The following is a 20,514-nucleotide window of genomic DNA, read 5'->3' on the forward strand; positions in this document are numbered from 1 at the left end:
AATTAACGATAAAAAAACAGCCCAGTCACATATAAACATGAACTAGGCTAGTTGGAAGGTTATCGAATGGCTAAAGTACCCCGCTTGAAATTTTTAGCGGACACAGCAGCCCTTATTTTAATAAATTCTTGCCTTTTTGAAGACTAAGCGGACATGAGATCCCTTATTTTGAAAAAAACAGACCAATAACGATTCAAAATGACATAATAGCGGATCCTATGTCCGCATAGCCTCCCAAACCAACACTTTTCGCCGAAATAACGGAACTGGTGTCCGCAAAAATCACAAATTGGATTCGGTAAAAGCTACCATTCAACAACGATCCCCCCTAAGGCACCACAACAAAAAACTCCTTCCCGTCATTTTGGTCAAAAAAATAGCCCAGTCTCGTGAACTAGGATGTTTCGAAGGTTATAAAATACTAAATATACCCCGTGGAAAATTTTTAGCGGACACAGAAGCCCTTATTTTACTAAATTCTTGCCTTTTTGAAGACTAAGCGGACATGAGATCCCTTATTTTGAAAAAAACAGACCAATAACGCTTCAAAATAGCATAATAGCGGATCCTATGTCCTCATAGCCTCCCAAAACAACACTTTTCGTCGAAATAACGGAACTGATGTCCGCAAAAATCACAATTTGGATTCAGTATAAGCTACCGGTGGGTATAACTTCCCAACAACGATCCACCCTAAGGTACCGCAACAAAAAACTCCTTCCCATTAAACACATTCGGAGCCGCCGTCTCGACCTGCTCAACCCCATTCTTCACAAAATAATTCTTATTCTCCGGATACTCAAGCACCTCACCATCCCTTTCAACCACCAACACCGGATTCGCCGACCGCGCCCCGCGCACCTTCACACCATACCCTTTCCCCTCAAAAAACTCCCGCGCCTCCACATACCGAACGCCACCGTTCAACTCAAACCCTAAATGCCGAGCCACCACCCCGGCAATCTCCGTATTATCAATCAACCCGCCCGGCTTCCCAGGTCCAAAAGCATACAAAAACACATCCTCACCCGTATGCCCATACGTCGTAAACCCAAGCTTCGCCCGCCGACTCAGCATCCGGCTCATCTCTTTCTCCAGACCCTTATCGCCATCCGCGTACTTCAAGCGCCGCCACTCCGCCCCCGACAAGTCCTTTAACCCATACGAAGCCGCAACCTCACGCAAATTCCCACGATCATCCTCCAACGTGGCCAGAGCACCTTCCAACGTCAACTCGGCTTTCTTCAACGGCTTCACAAACAAATCCGCCCCCGAATCCATATACGTTTTATCCGTTGACCTGTTTCCAATCGTCAACCCGCTATTGCCGTGATCCGTAACCGCAATAACCAAAGTGTTGCCATCCTGCTTGGCAAACTCGAGCGCCTTCCCAACCGCCTCGTCAAACCCGAGCACCTCGCTGACCATCCCGACTGGATCATTTTTATGTGCCGCCCAGTCGACCTTGCTTCCTTCTACAAATAGAAAGAACCCGCGATCCTTGCCACTCAAAACGCCAAGCGCCGCTTCCGTCATCTCTGCAAGCGTAGGCTGCCCCGGTGTCAAAAACTCCCGGTCAAAATGATTACTCATTGCATTAGAAGCAAAACTCCCCCAAACCTTGCCAGCCTTTCCACCAACCGCAGCCGCAAGCTCATCCTTATTTTCCACCACCTGATAGCCCTTCCGCTCAACAGCCGCCACAAGATTTTCCTGATCAGTACGAACTCTCCTCAACAATGACCGCTTTCCACCACCCAACACAACATCAAAATTCCCGTACACCTGCTGCTCGGCAATATCATCATAATGATACCGATCGGTAACATGGGACGAGTAACTCGCCGGAGTAGCATTCTGAATCTCAGAAGTCGACACAATCCCAGTCGCCAACCCGGCCCGTTTCGCCGCCTCACTTAAATTGACCACTGGATGGAGGTCTTTTTTCCTCGGTACCATCCCGACCACATGGGCAATCGTTTTATTCCCAGTCGCCAGCGCCGTACCAGCAGCAGGCGAATCAGTAATCGCCGACCGGAGCGAAGCAGTCCGCACCCCGCCAACCAAAATCTCATCCAACGCCAGCGGTCCCCCTTTATACCAACGCGCCAACGTCACCGCACTGGAATTTGTCCCGTCCATCACCATCATAATGACATTCTTGTGAGTTCCGGCTGTCTCTGCTTTAACCCCTTCTTTTGGTAAAAATAAAGCAGTTATCAGCACTGGAATCAGTAAAACTCTCTTAAACGTAACCATAAAAACCTCCTTGAGTAGCTTTGTTATGAAAATCACTAGGTTAAGGTTATGTAAGAAGTATTCATAACAGGGAAACATCAGTCCCAAAAAAATCAATATTAGTTTTAGTAACTTTGGGAAATTTATGTAAAAGGAAGGATACCTTCGGCATCCAACAAGGAAGAAGACAGAAAAAAGACGGGAGTATCACATCCCGCCTGCCAAAAAGTCAAATATTAATAAAACCGCTTAAATCCATCAAAGTGTTTCTGGTAATAAGCATTGTTTACGTCCGTGATCCGAACCCCGTTTGAATCCGCATGAATAAACTGATTTCCGCCTAGATAAATGCCCATATGGGAAATCCCGGTTTTATATGTATTCTCAAAAAATAACAAATCGCCCGGTTGTGGATCCGAAATATAATAGGAGCGATTATAATAGCCTTCCGCAGAAGTTCGCGGGATCGACTTCCCGGATTGGTTGAATACATAGTAAATAAAGCCGCTGCAATCAAAGCCGGCAGGGGTTTTGCCGCCCCAATAATAAGGAGTGCCAACTAGTGATTTAGCCGTATTAAGTAAAGCTTCTACCTGTGATGTTGGTGCCGAAACAGGTGTCGTTGTCACCGGTGTACTCGTTGCCGGAGCATTTATATTACTTGGTTGGGTCGTAACAGGACTGCTTGGCACCGGAGCAGCGATAGTAGTTGGCTTAGTAGAGGACGAATTGGATGTCACCTTTAAGGTCTGTCCGACATAAATTAAATCAGATTGGAGATTATTTAACAATTTGAGATTTGCAACCGTCATGCCGTATTTAAGAGCAATATGGCTTAAAGTATCTCCACTTTTTACAGTGTAAGAAATTGTATTATTGGTTGGAGTTGCGGAACCGGATGGCGCAGAGGCTTGTCCACTTCCAGAAGTACTAGGATTGGAAACCTTGAGGACATTCCCTGGATAAATTAGATAGGTAGATAGATTATTCCAGGCCATTAAATTGGCAAGCGTGATACCATGCTTGCTGGCGATTTTACTTAAAGTATCACCGCTAACAACGGTATAGGTTTTAACAGTAGCAGTCGCTTGATTGGCTGCCGGAGCTTGAACAGGAGCGGGACTTCCGCTGGTTTTAGTTGATAAACTAGGCCCGCTAGTCTGAGAAACTAACAAACTTTGATTAATATAGATGCGGTCGGAGGCTAATTGATTGAGACGCTTAAGCTCATTTACAGTAGTTTGGTATTTTATCGCGATATGTGAGAGTGTGTCGCCCTTTTGGACTATGTATGAACTGGCTGAAGCACTGCCTGCAAATGCTGTAGAAAGGACAGCAATAGTTGCAGCGGATACGATTTTTTTCTTCATTTTCCTCACCGTCCCCATAAATTTTTGTCACTATTAAAAGCTTATCACATGGGCAAAAACCTTTCTATGACAGACATTGTCGATTACTGGAAATCTAAAGTAGTTTCAAAGATTGTCCAAAAATTGTCATAACTAATAACTGGAAATATATTTACAATTAATGGATTTGTTAATAAAATAGAATCTATGGATTAAGGGAGGCAGAAGTAATGGAGCAAAACATTCAAGAAGGATCAATGAACCAAATAACCTTTCAAGATCTCATTATGCGAGCTTACGAACGTGGTGAGTCTGATCGTGAAATCACAGTGGGAAAACTGCTGGAGGATATTATTGGAGATTTGAAAAATATTATATCGAAATAGATTAACTTATTTAGTATAAAAAAATTGGCATAGAAAAGCTGAAAGACAAGTCCTTGCGTAGCCAAAAGTGTACTCGATTTAATATAATTCCTCTTATTTTTCCCCCTCATAAAGTATGACCCTAGTTTTTTTATCGATACTATAATTTCCTTTTGGTCACTTTGTTTTATTGAGTGCCCTTTTTTATTGTCCATTTATTACCACTTTACACTGCCTAATCTCCTAAAATAAGCTAATAAGAACCTACACAAATAAAATTATTTCATAATGTCACAGTCAATATAGTATAAAAAATGATAAGTTTTTACAAAAAATTTAAAAAATTAACAAAAAACTGTGATATAATTCACTTTGTTCTGGAAAATTATTTACATCGGAGGAAGAAATGGAAGACGCAATTAGCATAAAAGAAATATTTCAAACATTACGTAAAAGACTAATTTTAATTGTGGTCATAACGATAACAGCAGTATTTGTCAGTGGAGTCATCAGTTATTTTTATTTAACACCTATCTATCAAGCGTCGACTCAGCTGCTAGTTAATCAATCAAAAGATGAAACGACAGTATATAGTCCAAACGAGGTTCAAACGAACCTGCAGTTAATTAATACATATAATGTGATCATTAAAAGCCCGGCCATTTTGGAGCTTGTAATCAAAGAATTGGATTTAGATATGACTTCGTCACAGTTGAATGGAAAGATTACGGTTCAAAGTGAAAAGGATTCTCAAGTGGTCAATATATCCGTACAGGATGCCAATCCTGTAGTGGCTGTTAAAATGGCTAATAAAATTGCCGAAGTATTTAAAAACGAAATTGTAAAAATTATGAATGTAAATAATGTAAGTATTTTAGCCAAAGCAACGATCGCTGAACATCCTGTCCCAATCAAGCCAAATCCTCCATTAAACATTGCAATAGCACTTGTGATTGGACTTATGCTTGGAGTGGGAGTAACGTTCCTGCTTGAATACTTGGATAATACAGTAAAAAGCGAACAGGATATTGAAAAACGATTAGATATTCCGGTTTTAGGGGTAATATCAACTATTGGTGATAACGACAGTAGTGGACAAACAAATTCAGTAAAGCGCGGTTAAAAAGAAAGAGGCGAGAAAATTGTTTTTTAGTAAGAAAGGAAAAAGTAACAAACAAGTTAGCCATAAACGGAGTCTTATTACGAAGCTAAGTCCTAAATCCTCTATTTCTGAGCAATATCGGACCATTCGAACGAACATTCAATTCTCATCCGTTGATCAGGACATAAAATCCATTTTGGTCACTTCAACTGACCCTTCCGAAGGAAAGTCAACCACAGTCGCTAATCTAGCGATTACCTTTGCACAGCAAGGAAAGAAAGTCTTGATTGTGGATGCTGATTTGCGAAAACCAACCGTTCATTTTACATTCCAGGTTCAAAATGTTTATGGATTAACAACTGTGCTAACACGGCTTAAGTCATTAAAGGAAGCAATCTCCTCAACAGATATCGACAATCTAGATGTATTAACGAGCGGACCGATTCCACCCAATCCAGCTGAGTTATTGGCATCGAATGCGATGGTTGAATTTCTAGCACAAGTAGAGGAAGGATATGATTTAGTCCTGTTTGATTCACCGCCAATACTTGCAGTTGCTGATGCGCAAATCCTCGCGAATCTTTGCGAAGGCAATATACTGGTCATTGCAAGTGGTAAAACGGAGATCGACAAGGTAGAAAAGGCAAAAGAACTGCTTTCTGCAGCAAAAGGAAAGCTTCTTGGTGCGGTGTTAAATAATAAGAAAATGGAAAAATCGAATTACCACTATTATTACGGCAGCAAATAGGACAAAGTTCGACTTTTTCCACCCCTTTACCGGTAAATCCGACAATGCTACGATGGTTACTATGCATTGGGAAATAGGCTAATATTTTTTATTTTTAAAAAATATTATTTTATAAAATATACAAACGTTCACGTAAAGTTCAAATTAAATAGAATTTAATTCCAAAACCGTAAATTCTCTTCCTTTTAATAAAAAAATATTATTTAATTATAGAAGAAACGTTGGAAAATGAGAAAAAGTCCACCGCTAGAATACCAATAATTAATATATAATGATTTAATAGAATAATATTTTTATATTAAATAACGGAGGATGACATGGAAGAGACGATCAGCTTGAAAGAGTTACTTCAAACGTTACGGAAAAGACTTCGCTTAATTGTGTTCATCACGATTACTGCTGTTCTTGTAAGTGGAATTATTAGCTATTTTTTCTTAACACCTATATATCAAGCTTCTACACAATTATTAGTCAATCAACAAAACAGTGACGAGACTGTTTTTGACGAGGTTCAAGCAAACCTTCAGCTTATTAATACATATAACGTGATTATAAAAAGCCCTGCGATATTAGATCTTGTTGTAAATGAGCTAGATCTTAATATGTCTACTGCTACACTTAATTCAAAGATTACTGTGCAAAATGAAAAAAACTCCCAGGTGGTTAATATTGTGGTTCAGGATGAAAGCCAGGCAATGGCTGCTGATATCGCGAATAAAGTTGCCTCTGTGTTTAAAAAAGAAATCGTAAATATCATGAGTATAGATAATGTTACTATTCTTGCAAAAGCAACAGTAGCGGACCATCCTTCACCAATCAGACCTAATCCGCAATTAAATATTGCGATTGCGCTTGTTGTAGGTTTAATGGCAGGTGTAGGAGCGGCATTTCTACTAGAATATTTTGATAACACGATTAAAACGGAGCAGGATATTGAAAAAATTCTAGGCTTATCTGTATTAGGTGTCATTACAACCATGGAAGAAACGGATTTAAAAAAGAAAGATGTCGTTCACGTTCGTAATTCTAGAGTAAGGAGTGAGTCAATTGGTTCTTAGAAGAAAACAGAATCTCGTAAAGAATAGTAAACACCGAACCTTGATCACAAAATTCAATCCGAAATCACCTATTTCGGAACAATATCGGACACTCCGTACAAATATTCAATTTACAGAAATTGACCAAGATATTCGATCAATTATGGTGACCTCGGCAGGCCCTGGAGAAGGGAAATCAACAACGATTGCTAATTTGGCCGTCGTATTTGCTCAACAAGGTAAAAGAGTCTTGCTGGTTGATGCTGATTTAAGAAAGCCGACAGTACACTATACGTTTAAAGCATCCAATCTTTATGGATTAACAAATGTATTATCTAAATCAAAGACTTTGGATGAAGTCACTATTAAGACCGATGTGGAAAATTTAGATGTAGTTACGAGCGGACCGATTCCGCCCAATCCAGCAGAGCTGCTATCGTCGAGAGCGATGGTGAATTTCCTCAACACAGTAGAGGACCAATATGATGTTATTTTATTTGATGCCCCACCAGTTTTGGCTGTTACAGATGCCCAAATCCTTGCGAATCTTTGTCAAGGGAGCCTGCTTGTCATTTCAAGTGGGATAGCGGAAATTGAAATGGTGGTTAAGGCAAAGGAATTACTTACTGGAGCAAAAGGAAAGCTTCTTGGGGCAGTGTTGAATAATAAGCAAATGGAAAAGTCCAATTACTACTATTATTATGGAACGAAATAATTCTCTTTGTTAAAATCAAACTCTTGTAAAAATTATAAAAAATTAGCAGTTAGGAGGGTTCGTGATGATTGATATCCACTGTCATATTTTGCCTGGATTAGATGACGGGGCACAAACAATTGAGGATAGTCTCGATATGGCAAAAGAAGCAGTAAAACAAAGAATTCACACAATTATCGCGACCCCGCACCATCAAAATGGCAAATATACAAATTGCAAGCAAGACATTCTCTTAGAAGTGGCCAAACTCAACCAGGTAATACAAACAAACAATATCCCCCTCCAAATACTTCCCGGTCAGGAAATTAGGATCAATGGAGATATAATCGCAGATTACCAAAACAATGAAATCCTAACCCTTAATCAATCTAATTTTCTCTTTATTGAATTACCTTCCGGGCATGTACCAAGATATACCGGACAGCTATTATTTGATCTTCAGCTAAAGGGGTTAATTCCTATAATTGTTCACCCGGAGCGAAATCGACAATTACTGGAGAACCCGGATCTATTATATCAATTTGTAGAGCGGGGAACGCTCACCCAGATAACGGCGGCGAGTGTGACGGGTGCATTTGGCAATAAAATTAAGGAATTTTCCGCTCGATTGATCGAGGCAAACTTAACTCACTTTATCGCATCTGATGCTCATAATATTCATAACCGTGGCTTTAAGATGGAGGAAGCCTTGGATTTAATTGAGAAAAGATATGGAATCGATACCTTCTATATGTTTACCGAAAATGCAGCGCATTTGGTAGACGGTAATAACATCTATGCTGAACCTCCAACACAAATAAAAAGAAAGAAATTTTTAGGTGTTTTTTAACATTATCAATATTACTAATTCTAATATTCAAGTTTTGTCAGAATACTTACTGACCGGCGAGGCTTCCTGCCCGATATCCACGGAAGCACTCGGTCATGCTGTGGGAGTCATAAATGGTCACCTTAGACGCAAGTCGTCAAGAGCATGATGTGAGGCTGGGTTCGATGCCCAATAATAATAGTAGTTAATAAAAAATAAAAATAGGAATACGCTTAAATAAATATCTAATGATAGAACGTGTTTTGACGTGGGTTATCATTAGATATTTATTTGTTTACGTGATGATTAAAATTTATATCTATACATAAATATTCTTTGGTTGATCTTCTTATTTGGGGGTCTTTAAGAAAAAAGAAAGGAGAGGATCTTATTGGCTTATCGGACAAGGGTAACCGTTTTAGCGTTACTAGATTCAAGCATTGTTCTTACCGCGATTTATATAAGTTTTTTAACTTTGCATCCTGATCTATCAATCTTTAAAATGCCGACTCTACTATTAACTTCGATTACTTTATTACTTAGCCATCATTTATTTGCATTCATTTATAAGTTATATAACAAGGCTTGGGAGTATGCGAGTGTTGGAGAAGTGAAATCTATTGTAAAGGCCGTAACGTTTTCGATTGGAACCACCATGGCGATGCAGTTAATTGTCTTTTATGATGTTTATTTCCGAGCGTTAATGATTGCCTGGATGCTGCATGTTATCTTAATCGGGGGTTCACGGTTTTCGTGGAGAATTTTTCGCGATCGTTACATAGTATCACAAAAACAAATGAAACGGACATTAATCATTGGTGCTGGAGCAGCAGGGACAATGGTCGCTCGTCAGCTATTAAACAATCATGATACTGAGCTTAAACCAGTGGCATTTATTGATGATGATCCGAAGAAATACAAATTAGATATACTCGGTCTTCCTGTAGTTGGGAACGTAAAACATATTGCAAAAACAGTGGAGACGCTACAGATTGATAAGATTGTCATTGCGATTCCATCTTTAAGCAGAAAAGAATTGAAACGGGTCTATGATGAGTGTGCGAAAACAACCGCAAAGACGCAAATCATGCCGATGATTGAGGATATTATGCTTGGGAAAGTATCAGTCAACCATTTCCGTGATGTTCAGGTAGAGGATTTGCTCGGCCGTGAGCCGGTTGAATTGGATATAGCTGGTATTTCGGAGTATGTAAGTGGAAAAACGGTACTTGTTACTGGTGCTGGTGGATCAATAGGTTCGGAAATTTGCCGGCAGATTTGTAAGTTTTCCCCTAGCAAACTCGTGCTTGTTGGCCATGGGGAAAATAGTATTTATGGAATCGATATGGAATTGAGAAATACATATTCAGGTTTGATTGAGATTGTCCCGGTTATTGGAGATGTTCAGGACCGCGAGCGGATGTTTGAGGTAATGGAGACACACCGACCTTATGTTGTGTACCATGCGGCCGCTCATAAGCATGTACCATTGATGGAATATAATCCCCGAGAAGCGGTGAAAAACAATGTGTTTGGGACAAAGAATGCCGCGGATGCAGCTGATATGTTCGGTGTTAGTACATTCGTGATGATTTCAACAGATAAGGCGGTTAATCCGACGAATGTTATGGGCTCGACAAAGCGAATTGCGGAGATGGTTATTCAGCAGTTGGACCGGGTTAGCAAAACTAAATTTGTGGCTGTACGTTTTGGTAATGTGCTTGGAAGCCGTGGAAGTGTTATACCGTTGTTTAAGCAGCAGATTCAAGCGGGCGGTCCAGTTACGGTAACCCATGAGGAAATGACCAGGTATTTTATGACAATCCCAGAAGCATCTCGTTTAGTTATCCAGGCAGGGTCACTTGCGCGTGGTGGAGAGATTTTTGTATTAGATATGGGAGAACCAGTTAAGATTGTTGATTTGGCGCGGAATTTAATAACCCTTTCGGGTTATTCGGTAGATGAAATTGGGATTGAGTTTTCAGGACTTCGTCCTGGAGAGAAGATGTACGAAGAACTCCTTAATGAAAAGGAAATTCATCCAGAGCCGGTTTTTCCGAAGATTTTTATTGGGAAAGCTGTATTGGAGCAGGAGGATGAGGTGGAGTATTTGCTGAGACATTTTGAGAGCTTTACTCCTGATGAGGTAAGTGGGTTTGTGATTAATTTGGCGAATCGGCGCGGGAATCGGATTTATTCGCTTGTAGGTAATCAGTAGAGAAGTAGTTGCGGATTCTTTGTGAAGTTTTGGTGAAGAGGGCTGCCCTTTCGAGTTAGATTATTGTTTGATTTAGTATTTTGATAGTGTGGAAGGGAAACCTTTGGGTTTTAATGCTAGTTTGGAGGGATTTTGGTGAAGAAGGTGCGGAAGGCGATTATTCCGGCGGCGGGGTTAGGAACGAGATTTTTACCAGCAACAAAGGCGATGCCAAAAGAGATGCTGCCGATTGTGGATAAGCCAACGATTCAATATATCGTTGAAGAAGCAATCGCTTCTGGTATTGAGGATATTATTATTGTAACCGGAAAAGGGAAGCGATCGATTGAGGATCATTTTGATTTTGCGCCTGAGCTTGAGCAGAATTTGATGGAGAAAGGGAAGTTTGAGCTGCTCGATAAGGTTCGTTATTCTACTAATCTTGCAGATATCCATTATATTCGCCAAAAGGAGCCTAAAGGTTTAGGTCATGCGGTGTGGTGTGCTCGGAATTTTATTGGTGATGAGCCGTTTGCGGTGTTACTTGGTGATGATATCGTCCAGAGTGATACGCCTTGTCTAAGACAGCTGATTAATCAGTATGAACAGACGTATTCTTCGGTGATTGGCGTTCAGACGGTGCCAGACCATGAGACGAATCGCTATGGGATTGTTGAACCTTCGGTTCAAGAGGGGCGGCGGTATCAGGTTGAAAACTTTGTTGAGAAGCCTGCCCAAGGGACTGCACCTTCAAATTTAGCGATTATGGGTCGATATGTGTTGACGCCTGAGATTTTTCTGTTTTTGGAGCAGCAAGAGACAGGGGCTGGCGGTGAGATTCAGTTAACTGATGCGATTCAAAAGTTGAATCAGATTCAGCGGGTGTTTGCTTATAACTTTGAGGGCAAGCGATATGATGTTGGCGAGAAGTTTGGGTTTGTGAAGACAACGGTGGAGTTTGCCCTGCAAGATCATAGTTTAAGATCGGAGTTGCTTGCTTATCTTGAGGGTGTTTTGGCGATGAGTAAGGTTAAATAGGTTGTTAAATATAGGCTCCTTTTTGTACGGATTGTTTTTCGTAGGAAAGGGGCTAATGTATTTGTTGAATGTGGCATTTGGTGAAATCCCTACAGAAAAAATATTCAGTAGTTAAGTTATTTTGCCGATGGAGGGGATTAGGATGACGGTTGTCGCAAAAGAAAGTGATAATGCGGGGTTTAGTTTAATAGAGGTTTTGGTGTAGTTTCAATTTTGGCAATTTTTGCTTCGATTGCTGTAATAGGGATTAGTGTAAAATTTAAAATGCTGATTTAGCAGGTCTTTCGGGCTTGTTTGAATGTTTGATTGGAACTGACTATCATAGTTAGATTGAACGCTAGAAACCTTTCGGGATAAGGGATTTAGGCGTTTTTAGCGAAATTTATAGATTTATTGAATGGTTTATATAATTATGAAGAAACTCGGTAAAGCTTGTTAAAGAAGTGAATATCTATTTAAGTATTTGATTGTTAGATTGAATAGATATTATGAAGTGGCTATTGAAAGAGATGAGGTTGAGTGGGTTAGTAGTTACTTGGAAAGGAAGACTCATAGATTCCAATTAAGTCCTAATTTACTAAATAATTAATCAAGGAGTGTTACAGGAATGTATTTGAAGATAAAAAGATTGATAGATATCATTCTTTCTTTGATAGGGCTGATTTTGCTATCCCTTATTATTTTTATTCTAATTATAGCAATCAAGCTGGATTCAAGGGGACCAGTTTTGTTTAAGCAGAAGAGGGTTGGAATTAACAAGTCTCATTTTAATATTTTAAAGTTCCGTACAATGAAAATAGATACGCCTAAAGACACTCCTACTCATCTATTGGAAAACCCAGATCATTATATTACGAGGGTGGGTAAATTCTTGAGAAAAACCTCTCTTGATGAGCTTCCGCAGATTTGGAATATTTTTGTTGGACAAATGAGTATTATTGGTCCCCGGCCGGCACTTTGGAATCAGTATGATTTGATTGCTGAACGAGATAAATACGGTGCGAATGATGTACCACCTGGGTTAACTGGATGGGCACAGATCAATGGAAGAGATGAACTGCCTATTGAGGTGAAGGCTAAGTTGGATGGGGAGTATGTTGAAAAGATTAGTTTATGGATGGATTTTAAGTGTTTCTTCTTGACCATCGTTAGTGTTTTAAAGAGTGATGGGGTTGTTGAAGGCAAGACAGGAAGCAAAGGAATAGTAAAATAAAGAGCCCTTTTAAGATGAAAAAATATTATTTGAAATAAAAATAATATAGGGAAATGGCTTGGATAATGAATGGAGTGTTTTTTTAAAAGAATATATTGTAATTTGTATAAAATATTGCGAGAAATATGCGAATTAAATATTCCCTAGATTATTTATGCATTACTGAAAAGGAGAAAGAAGTGTTATGAATATAAATAAAAAAAGAATGAACGGGTTTAAGAGAATATGTAAAAGTGTTATTAATTTAAAAATTCTTAATTTTATATTCATTAAAATAGACCTTATATATTCAAGCTCTACAAAAAATATGCTTGGCAAACAACAAAAGCTACTAAACAAAATTCTTCGCTATGCAAATAAACATTGTGAATATTATAAGGGAATAATGTTAAATAATCCCAAGCAAGCCGTTTTGGAAGAATACCCCTTTTTAACTAAACAGATTATTCGTGGAAATTATGAAAAATTGATTTCGAATCAACGGAGCCGAATGATCTTTTGGGAGTCTTATACTGGTGGAAGTACAGGAGAACCTTTGAAATTTTTAAATCAATGTAGTGTGGATGGCCAGTTCCAAGCGAAATTTTGGAGACGAATGGGTTATAAAAAAGGTGATATTATTCTTGCGATGGATGGAACAAAAATAGATAAAGATATAATTGAAAAAGGTATATACTGGGTTCAAAAGTCTAATAAGCAATTACCTTATGGAGGATATGCTTTATCGTCTCTATACTTGAACAAAAATAATATACAATCTTATATTGATTATATATGTAAATTGCAGCCCAGTTTTATAAGGGGGTATCCTTCATTTATTTATACAATTGCAATGTACATTATTGAACATAAGATCAAGCTGGATTTTAATATTAAAGGAATACAATTAACCGCTGAGTCAAGCTTTGAGTATCAACACGAAATTATGAGAAAGGCATTTAATACAAAAATTTTTATGCAGTATGGTCATACAGAATGTTGTGTATTCGGATATACTTATGATGAATCATTACGGTACAGGATAGAACCTTTATATGGTTACATAGAAATAATAAAGGACAATGAGGAACCTGCAAAACCTGGGGAGATTGGAGAAGTTGTAGTAACAACACTCCATAATTATATCATGCCACTAATAAGATATCGTACGGGTGACTATGCTATTTTTGGAGGAAAAGACAAGAATGGTATTATACTTGATTCCGTTTTGGGAAGAACACAAGATTATATCTATAGTGTCAATGAAGAAAAAGTGTTATTAACTGCTTTGATTTTTGCCCAACACTTTAAAGCTTTGGGGAATATTGAACGCTGGCAAATTGAACAGTTTGAGTATGGTAAAGTTGTTATGCATATTATACCTACTAATAATTATTCTTCATCAGATGAGAATGAGATACGTCAATTGTTTTGGGAAAAAGGACATGTTGAATGTGTTTTTAACTATGTTGATGCTATTCCAACGACAATGAGGGGTAAATCAATGATGTTGGTCCAGCATCTTTAAAGACGTTAATGAGCTCTTCCTTTTAAATGCTAAATGAAAATCAATAGGAAAGCAACGGATACATCTGGTGGATTCTAAAAGTGAACTAGTGTATCGAAAAAAATAAAAAAATACAAAGTGATTATTTTTTTATAAGGGAAACAATTGAACCTGTCGTTTCCCTCTTATTTTTCATAAACACCTTCAACTACAGGAAATAGTTCCTCAGCAATTTTTAAATGTTATTCTGCCATTAGCAAACTTTTCTTTAAAATAATAATATTCTAGTTTAGTAGGCACCGACGTAAACAATTGAAGTTCTAGCAGCGGGAGAGATTTTATTAATGAAAATATTATATATTACAGCTGAAGGTTTTGACACTCCAAACCCAAATAATCAAATGGCTGAAGTAATGATCCGAGATTTTATTAATAATGGACATCAAGTTCATTTGATTCAAAGTCGAAGAAAAAGGGTAAATCCTGATATCCCTTCATCTTTGCAAGGTTTAAAAGGATTTACAAGTGATATAGTTGAACGAAAAGTTGTTGACAAAAAAAGTTTTATAAAGAGATATCTAAATGATGTGAGATATGCTTTTTTATCAATGCAGCACTGGAATAAAGTCAAAGATGCCGATGTAATATACCTACAGTCAAATCCAACAATTTTAATTCATATGTTACTGTTGAAGTTATTTAAAAATTTACCAATTGTGTATTCGATTTATGATGTTTTTCCAGGGCACGCTTATGATATAGGTGTAGTAAAGAGTAAATTTTTGTATAATATTCTTCGGATTTTCCAGAAGCCATGCTATAAATTGGCTTCTGAGATAATAGTATTATCGGAAGATATGAAAAAAATTGTTATTGAACAGGGGGCATCTGCAGAGCACGTGCATGTTGTACCTGCTTGGTACGATGTTAATACTGCGCAAGAAATTCCTAAACATAAAAATAGGTTTATTGAAAAATACTCTATTAATCAGAAAAAATTTTATGTGCAGTTTGCTGGAACTATAGGATATGTATTTAATTATAAAACAGTGCTGGAGCTTGCTAAGAAATTAAAGGACATACCGGATATTGTAATTCAGATTATAGGTGATGGGAACGTAAAAGAACAATTTATTAACGAAGCGGAAGAAGAAGGACTTGACAATATTAATTTTTATCCATTGCAGCCAGTTGAAATGGTTGCCGATGTATATAGTTCCTGTGATGTCTGCTTAATTCCACTAATAAAAGGGGTTATCGGTAATGGTGTCCCAAGTAAGGTTCCCATTTTAATGGCTTGTCGTCGAGTAATTATTAGCTCGGTAGAAAATGATTCATCATACGCCAAACTATTTAATGAGAACGATATGGGTATTGCTGTTGAAATTGATAATGTTGATGATCTTGCAGAAGCTATACTCCAAATTTACAATTCCCCTGATATAGCTAATAGAATGGCCAATAATGCCTTTAAGTTTGCAAAAGAGTTTTACTCCAGTACCGCTAATGTCAAAAAGCTGATAGGTGTTTTTGAAAAGGTGAACAGAAAATGAAAATACTTGTAATGGGATTTACAAAAATTAAATATATGCCTTATATGAATTTCTATATTGAGAATATAGATTGTGAAGAAAATGAGGTCCATTTGATTTATTGGAATAGAGATTGTAAAAATGAATCGAAGCCTTCTGGAAAGATAATCTACCATGAATTATCTTTATATCAGGAAGATGATGTAAAAAAATACAAAAAAATACTTAACTTTTACCGGTATAGACATTTTGTTCTAAATGTTCTGAAAGAAGAACGATTTGATTTAGTCATTGTTTTACATTCTATCCCAGGAGTTCTTATATGTGATTACCTTACGAGGGCTTACAAAGGGAAGTATATACTTGATTATCGTGATTATACTTATGAGTTTGTTACGTTATATAAGAGGATTATCAATAAATTGGTGAACAACTCACACTCAACTTTTGTTAGTAGTAATGCCTTTAGAGAAATTTTACCTATTTCCGACAAAATATTTACTTCACACAATCTACTAGTGGATTCTTTGAATCATAGGAATGCCTTTGCTGTCAGAGATTTACCTATTAGAATATCCTTTTGGGGATTTATACGGCATGAGGAAATAAATAGAGAAATAATAAAAAAATTAGCGAATGACAGACGGTTTGAACTCCATTTTTATGGAAGAGAGCAAACAGTGGCGATTAATCTTAAAAATTATGCTGGTGAAATAGAAGCAAAAAATGTTTTCTTTCATGGAGAATATAAACCAAATGATAGATATGAATTTGCTAAGTCAACATCTATAATTCATAACTTATACGATAATGAAGTAAAACAAATGGCAGTAGCAATGGCTAACAAATACTACGATGGAATTATTTTTCGAATTCCACAAGTATGTAACCTTGGGTCTTATATGGGTGAGGAGGTTACAAGAGCTGGTGTTGGGTTAGCTTGTGATCCATATTCTGATAGGTTTGCCGATAAAATTTTTGAGTATTACACCAACTTGGATTCGGTAAAATTCACCAAAAATTGTGATATGGAATTAAATCGTGTGATGGATGAGTATAATGCGGGAATTACTGTAATTAAAAAAGCTACTTTTGATCAGGTTAACAAAAATGAAATTAATATGAATTTACATTAGTTTGTTATGTAATTTTAGTAAACACATTCTACTGTAAAGGAGGATTAGCAGTATGAAAAAAGGGAATAATTCTCACCGGTTATTGTATATTTCTAGTTTAATCGATGCTTCAACTTATAAGATGCTTTTTACGCAGAAAGAAAAACCAATGCACGCAGCAAATAAATATCACACTCTTCTTTGTCAAGGTTTGGCGGAAAATGGGATGGATGTTCGAGTATATTCATCACTTCCTATCAACCGTTCCAATTGTTTGAAGAGATTTATACGTGTTCCTGATAAAAAAGATAGTGGCGTTACAACGCATTATATTCCAGTAATTAATTTTCCTATAATTCGACATGCTATGGTATTTATAAAATGTTTTTTTGCGGCGCTTACCGCCCCAAGAGGAACAAATGTAATTTACGATGTTCTTGTTGTTTCTGCAGCATGGGGTGCGGCATTAGGTGCTTCATTACGGCGACTAACAAAGGTGGGAATCGTAACAGACTTACCAGAATTCATGCAAATATCTTCAAATAGAACAATGCTGAAGATAAATAATAGACTTCTCAAAAAATGTGATGGCTATGTTTTTCTTACTGCTCAGATGAATGAAAAGGTTAATGTGAAAAAAAAACCGTTTATTGTTCTTGAAGGACATGTCGATAGTAAAATGAGAGAACGGAATCACTCTCCGTTCGGCAACCTCAAAAAAAGGATAATTATTTATGCTGGGCTACTTCATGAGAAATATGGAATCGCCAATTTATGTAATGCTTTTATAAAATGTTCAAAAAGTAATGAGGAATTACATTTATTTGGTGATGGAGATTATGTTTCTAAAATTCATGAACTTTGTCTGTTACACGATAATATTAAATATTTTGGGAACCAGCCAAATAAGGTGGTTGTTGAAAATGAGCTCAATGCAGTATTACTTGTCAATCCCAGACCATCATACGGTGAATTCACTAAGTATTCATTTCCATCTAAGACATTGGAATATATGGTATCTGGTACACCCGTATTAATGACAAAACTTCCAGGTGTTCCAAATGAATATGCCGAGTACGTATATATTGTAGATGATGATACTGAAGGTGGATTAGCTAAGGAAATGAGGAGAGTTCTTGATAAGGACAACGAGGAACTCGAACGTTTCGGTAAGGAAGCAAAGAATTACGCACTCAATAAGAAAAATAATATTATTCAGGCAAAAAGATTACTAAAATTTATTTTTTCATTTAAAAAATGATTTATTAAAATAACCAATATTGCCCTATTGTTAAAAAATTCTGAAGGAGAGCGATCTTATGAACATACTGTGGTTATGTAATAAAGCCTTGCCAGGAATAAGTGAGAAGTTAGGCCTTAAAGATAATAATAGTGGTGGTTGGCTTAATGGTGCTTATGAGGGCTTAAAAAATAGAACGGATATTAATTTAGCTATATGCTTTCCTTCTGAAATCCCTGAAGAGCTAGTAATTGGAGAATATGACTTACTAAAATATTATGCTTTCAAACAATCAAAAAAGCCAATCTATAACTATGACCCAAACTATGAAAGTATCTTTAGAAAAGTTATAAATAATTTTAAACCTGACATTGTTCACATATGGGGAACGGAATATTCTCATTCGCTTGCAATGGTCAGAGCCTTTGGAAATTCTCAACGGACTGTAATTAGCATACAAGGACTTTGTAGTGTTTACGAAAAGCATTATTATGCAGGACTGCCTCAAAATATCGTAAATAGATTTACTTTCCGAGATTTAGTCAGAAGCGATAATATTCGTAGACAAAGAACTAAATTTAAAAAGAGAGGCTTGTTTGAAGAAGAAGCTTTAAGATGTGTTAATTATGTAATTGGGCGAACAGATTGGGACAAAGCTTGTACTGAGCAGATAAATCCAAATGTTAATTATTTATTCTGTAATGAAACCCTACGTAATTATTTTTATCAACATAAATGGAATATTGATAACTGTGAGAGGCACTCAATATTTGTTAGCCAATCAAATTATCCCATAAAAGGGTTTCACAAATTAATTGAGGCGATGCCAGGTATAATTAGGCGTTTTCCAGATACAAAAATATATACCACTTCAAAGGATATTAGGAAAATACCTTTCTATAAGTTAGATACATATAATAAATACCTAATTTCTCTGATCAAAAAATATGAACTAGATCAGAGTATTGTTTTCCTTGGAAATTTAAATGAACATGAAATGGGGGAAAGATATATCCGTTCTCATGTATTTGTTTCCGCATCATCTATAGAAAATTCGCCCAATTCGGTAGGTGAAGCAATGCTTTTGGGTGTTCCTACTGTTTCATCTGATGTTGGCGGAGTTAAAAACCTAATTCTTCATGGGAAAGACGGTCTAATTTTTCCAGAAGACGAATCTTACATGTTAACACATTATGTATGTAAAATATTTGATGATGATAAATTAGCAACATTTCTGTCAAACAATGCAAAAAATAATGCTAAAGCTATTTATGATAAAGAAACAAATGCAGCGACTCTTAATAGTATTTATAATCAAATATTTTTTACTTTTGAAGGAGAGAATGTATGACGGCACCTGTAATTCTTTTTGTTTATAATCGATTGGATCACGTTAGGAAAACAATTGAAGCCTTAGCTATAAACACATTAGCTAAAGATAGTGAACTATTTATTTTTTCCGATGGTCCTAAAAATGAGGAAACTATAGAAGGTGTACTTGAAGTTAGAAGATATATTAATTCAGATTTTGTACGAAATTCATTTGCGAGGGTAATAATAGAAGAGTCTAAACATAATATGGGGCTTGCAAACTCTATTATTAATGGTGTTACCAAGGTGATAGAAAAATATGGGCGTGTTATTGTTATTGAGGACGATAATGTTAGCTCACCAGATTTCCTTTCTTATATGAATGAGTGTCTCGAATTTTATAAAGAAGATGAAAGAATATGGTCAATAGGAGGATTTAGTTTCATAAAGCATTTTCCGAAAGATTATAATCAGGATGTTTATCTTATAGGAAGAACTTGTAGCTATGCGTGGGCTACCTGGAAAGATAGGTGGTCTAAAGTAGATTGGAATGTAACAGATTACTATAGTAATTTCCGTTTCAACTTTAAACGTAGGTTTAAGTTTAATAGACACGGAAATGATCGAGCTAGTATGCTCGATGCACAAATGTATCATCAAATTGATTCATGGGCGATACGTTTTTGTTATGCAGAATTTGTGAATAATATGTTCACTGTTTATCCTCGCGTTTCTAAAATATCCAATATAGGTCATGATGGAAGCGGCACACACTTTAATAGAGTGTCATTATCTTCAATCAAAAATGATCCTTTTAATGTACAAATTGATGGTCAAACTCACAAGTGTAGTTTATCTCACAATGTAATGCCAGACAAAAGAATTATCAGGGATTTTGCAAATAGTTTTAATGAATCAAGATGGAGATTACTACGAAGATACATCGGCTCAATTATTCGTTTCGGGACCTAAAATACTGTCATTTAAGAAACGTAATATGTGTTAATTATAATAGAAATG

The 20,514-nt window shown here is 36.9% G+C and carries 17 protein-coding genes; 15 read left to right on the forward strand and 2 right to left on the reverse strand.

Annotation, left to right across the window (positions count from 1 at the left end):
• Positions 1–693 precede the first annotated feature (693 nt).
• Positions 694–2,259, reverse strand: coding sequence for an alkaline phosphatase (locus ACI48O_RS09565; protein WP_435561569.1), 1,566 nt, complete (start codon positions 2,257–2,259; stop codon positions 694–696).
• A 215-nt stretch (positions 2,260–2,474) separates the two neighbouring features.
• On the reverse strand, positions 2,475–3,608 hold the full coding sequence (locus ACI48O_RS09570) for a C40 family peptidase (protein ID WP_435561570.1): 1,134 nt from the start codon (positions 3,606–3,608) through the stop codon (positions 2,475–2,477).
• A 209-nt stretch (positions 3,609–3,817) separates the two neighbouring features.
• Here ACI48O_RS09570 and ACI48O_RS09575 point away from each other — a divergent pair, with 209 nt between their 5' ends.
• From ACI48O_RS09575 to ACI48O_RS09645, 15 genes are all read left to right on the forward strand, one after another.
• The gene (locus tag ACI48O_RS09575) at positions 3,818–3,973 is read left to right on the forward strand and encodes a YwzD family small protein (protein ID WP_435561571.1); all 156 of its coding nucleotides are present in this window, start codon (positions 3,818–3,820) and stop codon (positions 3,971–3,973) included.
• 385 nt (positions 3,974–4,358) lie between these two features.
• The gene (locus ACI48O_RS09580) at positions 4,359–5,075 is read left to right on the forward strand and encodes a YveK family protein (protein ID WP_435561572.1); all 717 of its coding nucleotides are present in this window, start codon (positions 4,359–4,361) and stop codon (positions 5,073–5,075) included.
• Between the two features lie 19 nt (positions 5,076–5,094).
• Positions 5,095–5,802, forward strand: coding sequence for a CpsD/CapB family tyrosine-protein kinase (locus tag ACI48O_RS09585; RefSeq protein WP_435561573.1), 708 nt, complete (start codon positions 5,095–5,097; stop codon positions 5,800–5,802).
• Positions 5,803–6,119: 317 nt separating this feature from the next.
• The gene (locus tag ACI48O_RS09590) at positions 6,120–6,860 is read left to right on the forward strand and encodes a YveK family protein (RefSeq protein ID WP_435561574.1); all 741 of its coding nucleotides are present in this window, start codon (positions 6,120–6,122) and stop codon (positions 6,858–6,860) included.
• A complete protein-coding gene (locus ACI48O_RS09595; protein ID WP_435561575.1) occupies positions 6,850–7,554 on the forward strand; it encodes a CpsD/CapB family tyrosine-protein kinase in 705 nt (234 codons plus the stop codon). The genes ACI48O_RS09590 and ACI48O_RS09595 overlap by 11 nt, the downstream gene beginning before the upstream one ends.
• A gap of 64 nt (positions 7,555–7,618) precedes the next feature.
• Complete coding sequence (locus tag ACI48O_RS09600) at positions 7,619–8,383, forward strand: tyrosine-protein phosphatase (RefSeq protein WP_435561576.1); 765 nt, start codon at positions 7,619–7,621, stop codon at positions 8,381–8,383.
• Between the two features lie 370 nt (positions 8,384–8,753).
• Entirely contained in the window at positions 8,754–10,580 is a 1,827-nt protein-coding gene (locus ACI48O_RS09605) for a polysaccharide biosynthesis protein (protein ID WP_435561577.1), read from the forward strand.
• A gap of 135 nt (positions 10,581–10,715) precedes the next feature.
• Positions 10,716–11,597 carry a UTP--glucose-1-phosphate uridylyltransferase GalU gene (gene galU / locus ACI48O_RS09610; protein WP_435561578.1) on the forward strand — a complete coding sequence of 294 codons (882 nt, stop codon included), beginning with the start codon at positions 10,716–10,718 and terminating at the stop codon, positions 11,595–11,597.
• Positions 11,598–12,204: 607 nt separating this feature from the next.
• Positions 12,205–12,810, forward strand: a complete 606-nt coding sequence (locus ACI48O_RS09615; RefSeq protein WP_435561579.1) for a sugar transferase — start codon at positions 12,205–12,207, stop codon at positions 12,808–12,810.
• A gap of 184 nt (positions 12,811–12,994) precedes the next feature.
• Complete coding sequence (locus ACI48O_RS09620; protein WP_435561580.1) at positions 12,995–14,317, forward strand: phenylacetate--CoA ligase family protein; 1,323 nt, start codon at positions 12,995–12,997, stop codon at positions 14,315–14,317.
• A 323-nt stretch (positions 14,318–14,640) separates the two neighbouring features.
• Positions 14,641–15,849, forward strand: a complete 1,209-nt coding sequence (locus tag ACI48O_RS09625) for a glycosyltransferase family 4 protein (RefSeq protein ID WP_435561581.1) — start codon at positions 14,641–14,643, stop codon at positions 15,847–15,849.
• Positions 15,846–16,964: a glycosyltransferase family protein gene (locus ACI48O_RS09630; protein ID WP_435561582.1), complete on the forward strand. Its 1,119-nt coding sequence runs from the start codon at positions 15,846–15,848 to the stop codon at positions 16,962–16,964. Before ACI48O_RS09625 ends, ACI48O_RS09630 begins: the two co-directional genes overlap by 4 nt.
• Before the next feature lie 52 nt (positions 16,965–17,016).
• Positions 17,017–18,204 (forward strand): glycosyltransferase, encoded by a 1,188-nt coding sequence (locus tag ACI48O_RS09635; RefSeq protein ID WP_435561583.1) that lies wholly within the window; start codon positions 17,017–17,019, stop codon positions 18,202–18,204.
• A gap of 58 nt (positions 18,205–18,262) precedes the next feature.
• Positions 18,263–19,534, forward strand: coding sequence for a glycosyltransferase family 4 protein (locus ACI48O_RS09640; RefSeq protein ID WP_435561584.1), 1,272 nt, complete (start codon positions 18,263–18,265; stop codon positions 19,532–19,534).
• On the forward strand, positions 19,531–20,466 hold the full coding sequence (locus ACI48O_RS09645; protein ID WP_435561585.1) for a glycosyltransferase family A protein: 936 nt from the start codon (positions 19,531–19,533) through the stop codon (positions 20,464–20,466). The genes ACI48O_RS09640 and ACI48O_RS09645 overlap by 4 nt, the downstream gene beginning before the upstream one ends.
• Positions 20,467–20,514 lie beyond the last annotated feature (48 nt).

The organism is Neobacillus terrisolis, assembly GCF_051233475.1.
GTDB lineage: Bacteria > Bacillota > Bacilli > Bacillales > Cytobacillaceae > Bacillus_BU.

Coding starts and splice junctions, on each gene's coding strand:
- ACI48O_RS09640 (WP_435561584.1), top strand. CDS start 18,263: ATGAACATACTGTGGTTATGTAATAAAGCCTTGCCAGGAATAAGTGAG.
- ACI48O_RS09635 (WP_435561583.1), top strand. CDS start 17,017: ATGAAAAAAGGGAATAATTCTCACCGGTTATTGTATATTTCTAGTTTA.
- ACI48O_RS09590 (WP_435561574.1), top strand. CDS start 6,120: ATGGAAGAGACGATCAGCTTGAAAGAGTTACTTCAAACGTTACGGAAA.
- ACI48O_RS09580 (WP_435561572.1), top strand. CDS start 4,359: ATGGAAGACGCAATTAGCATAAAAGAAATATTTCAAACATTACGTAAA.
- ACI48O_RS09645 (WP_435561585.1), top strand. CDS start 19,531: ATGACGGCACCTGTAATTCTTTTTGTTTATAATCGATTGGATCACGTT.
- ACI48O_RS09570 (WP_435561570.1), bottom strand. CDS start 3,608: ATGAAGAAAAAAATCGTATCCGCTGCAACTATTGCTGTCCTTTCTACA.
- ACI48O_RS09600 (WP_435561576.1), top strand. CDS start 7,619: ATGATTGATATCCACTGTCATATTTTGCCTGGATTAGATGACGGGGCA.
- ACI48O_RS09630 (WP_435561582.1), top strand. CDS start 15,846: ATGAAAATACTTGTAATGGGATTTACAAAAATTAAATATATGCCTTAT.
- ACI48O_RS09575 (WP_435561571.1), top strand. CDS start 3,818: ATGGAGCAAAACATTCAAGAAGGATCAATGAACCAAATAACCTTTCAA.
- ACI48O_RS09620 (WP_435561580.1), top strand. CDS start 12,995: ATGAATATAAATAAAAAAAGAATGAACGGGTTTAAGAGAATATGTAAA.
- ACI48O_RS09565 (WP_435561569.1), bottom strand. CDS start 2,259: ATGGTTACGTTTAAGAGAGTTTTACTGATTCCAGTGCTGATAACTGCT.
- ACI48O_RS09625 (WP_435561581.1), top strand. CDS start 14,641: ATGAAAATATTATATATTACAGCTGAAGGTTTTGACACTCCAAACCCA.
- ACI48O_RS09615 (WP_435561579.1), top strand. CDS start 12,205: ATGTATTTGAAGATAAAAAGATTGATAGATATCATTCTTTCTTTGATA.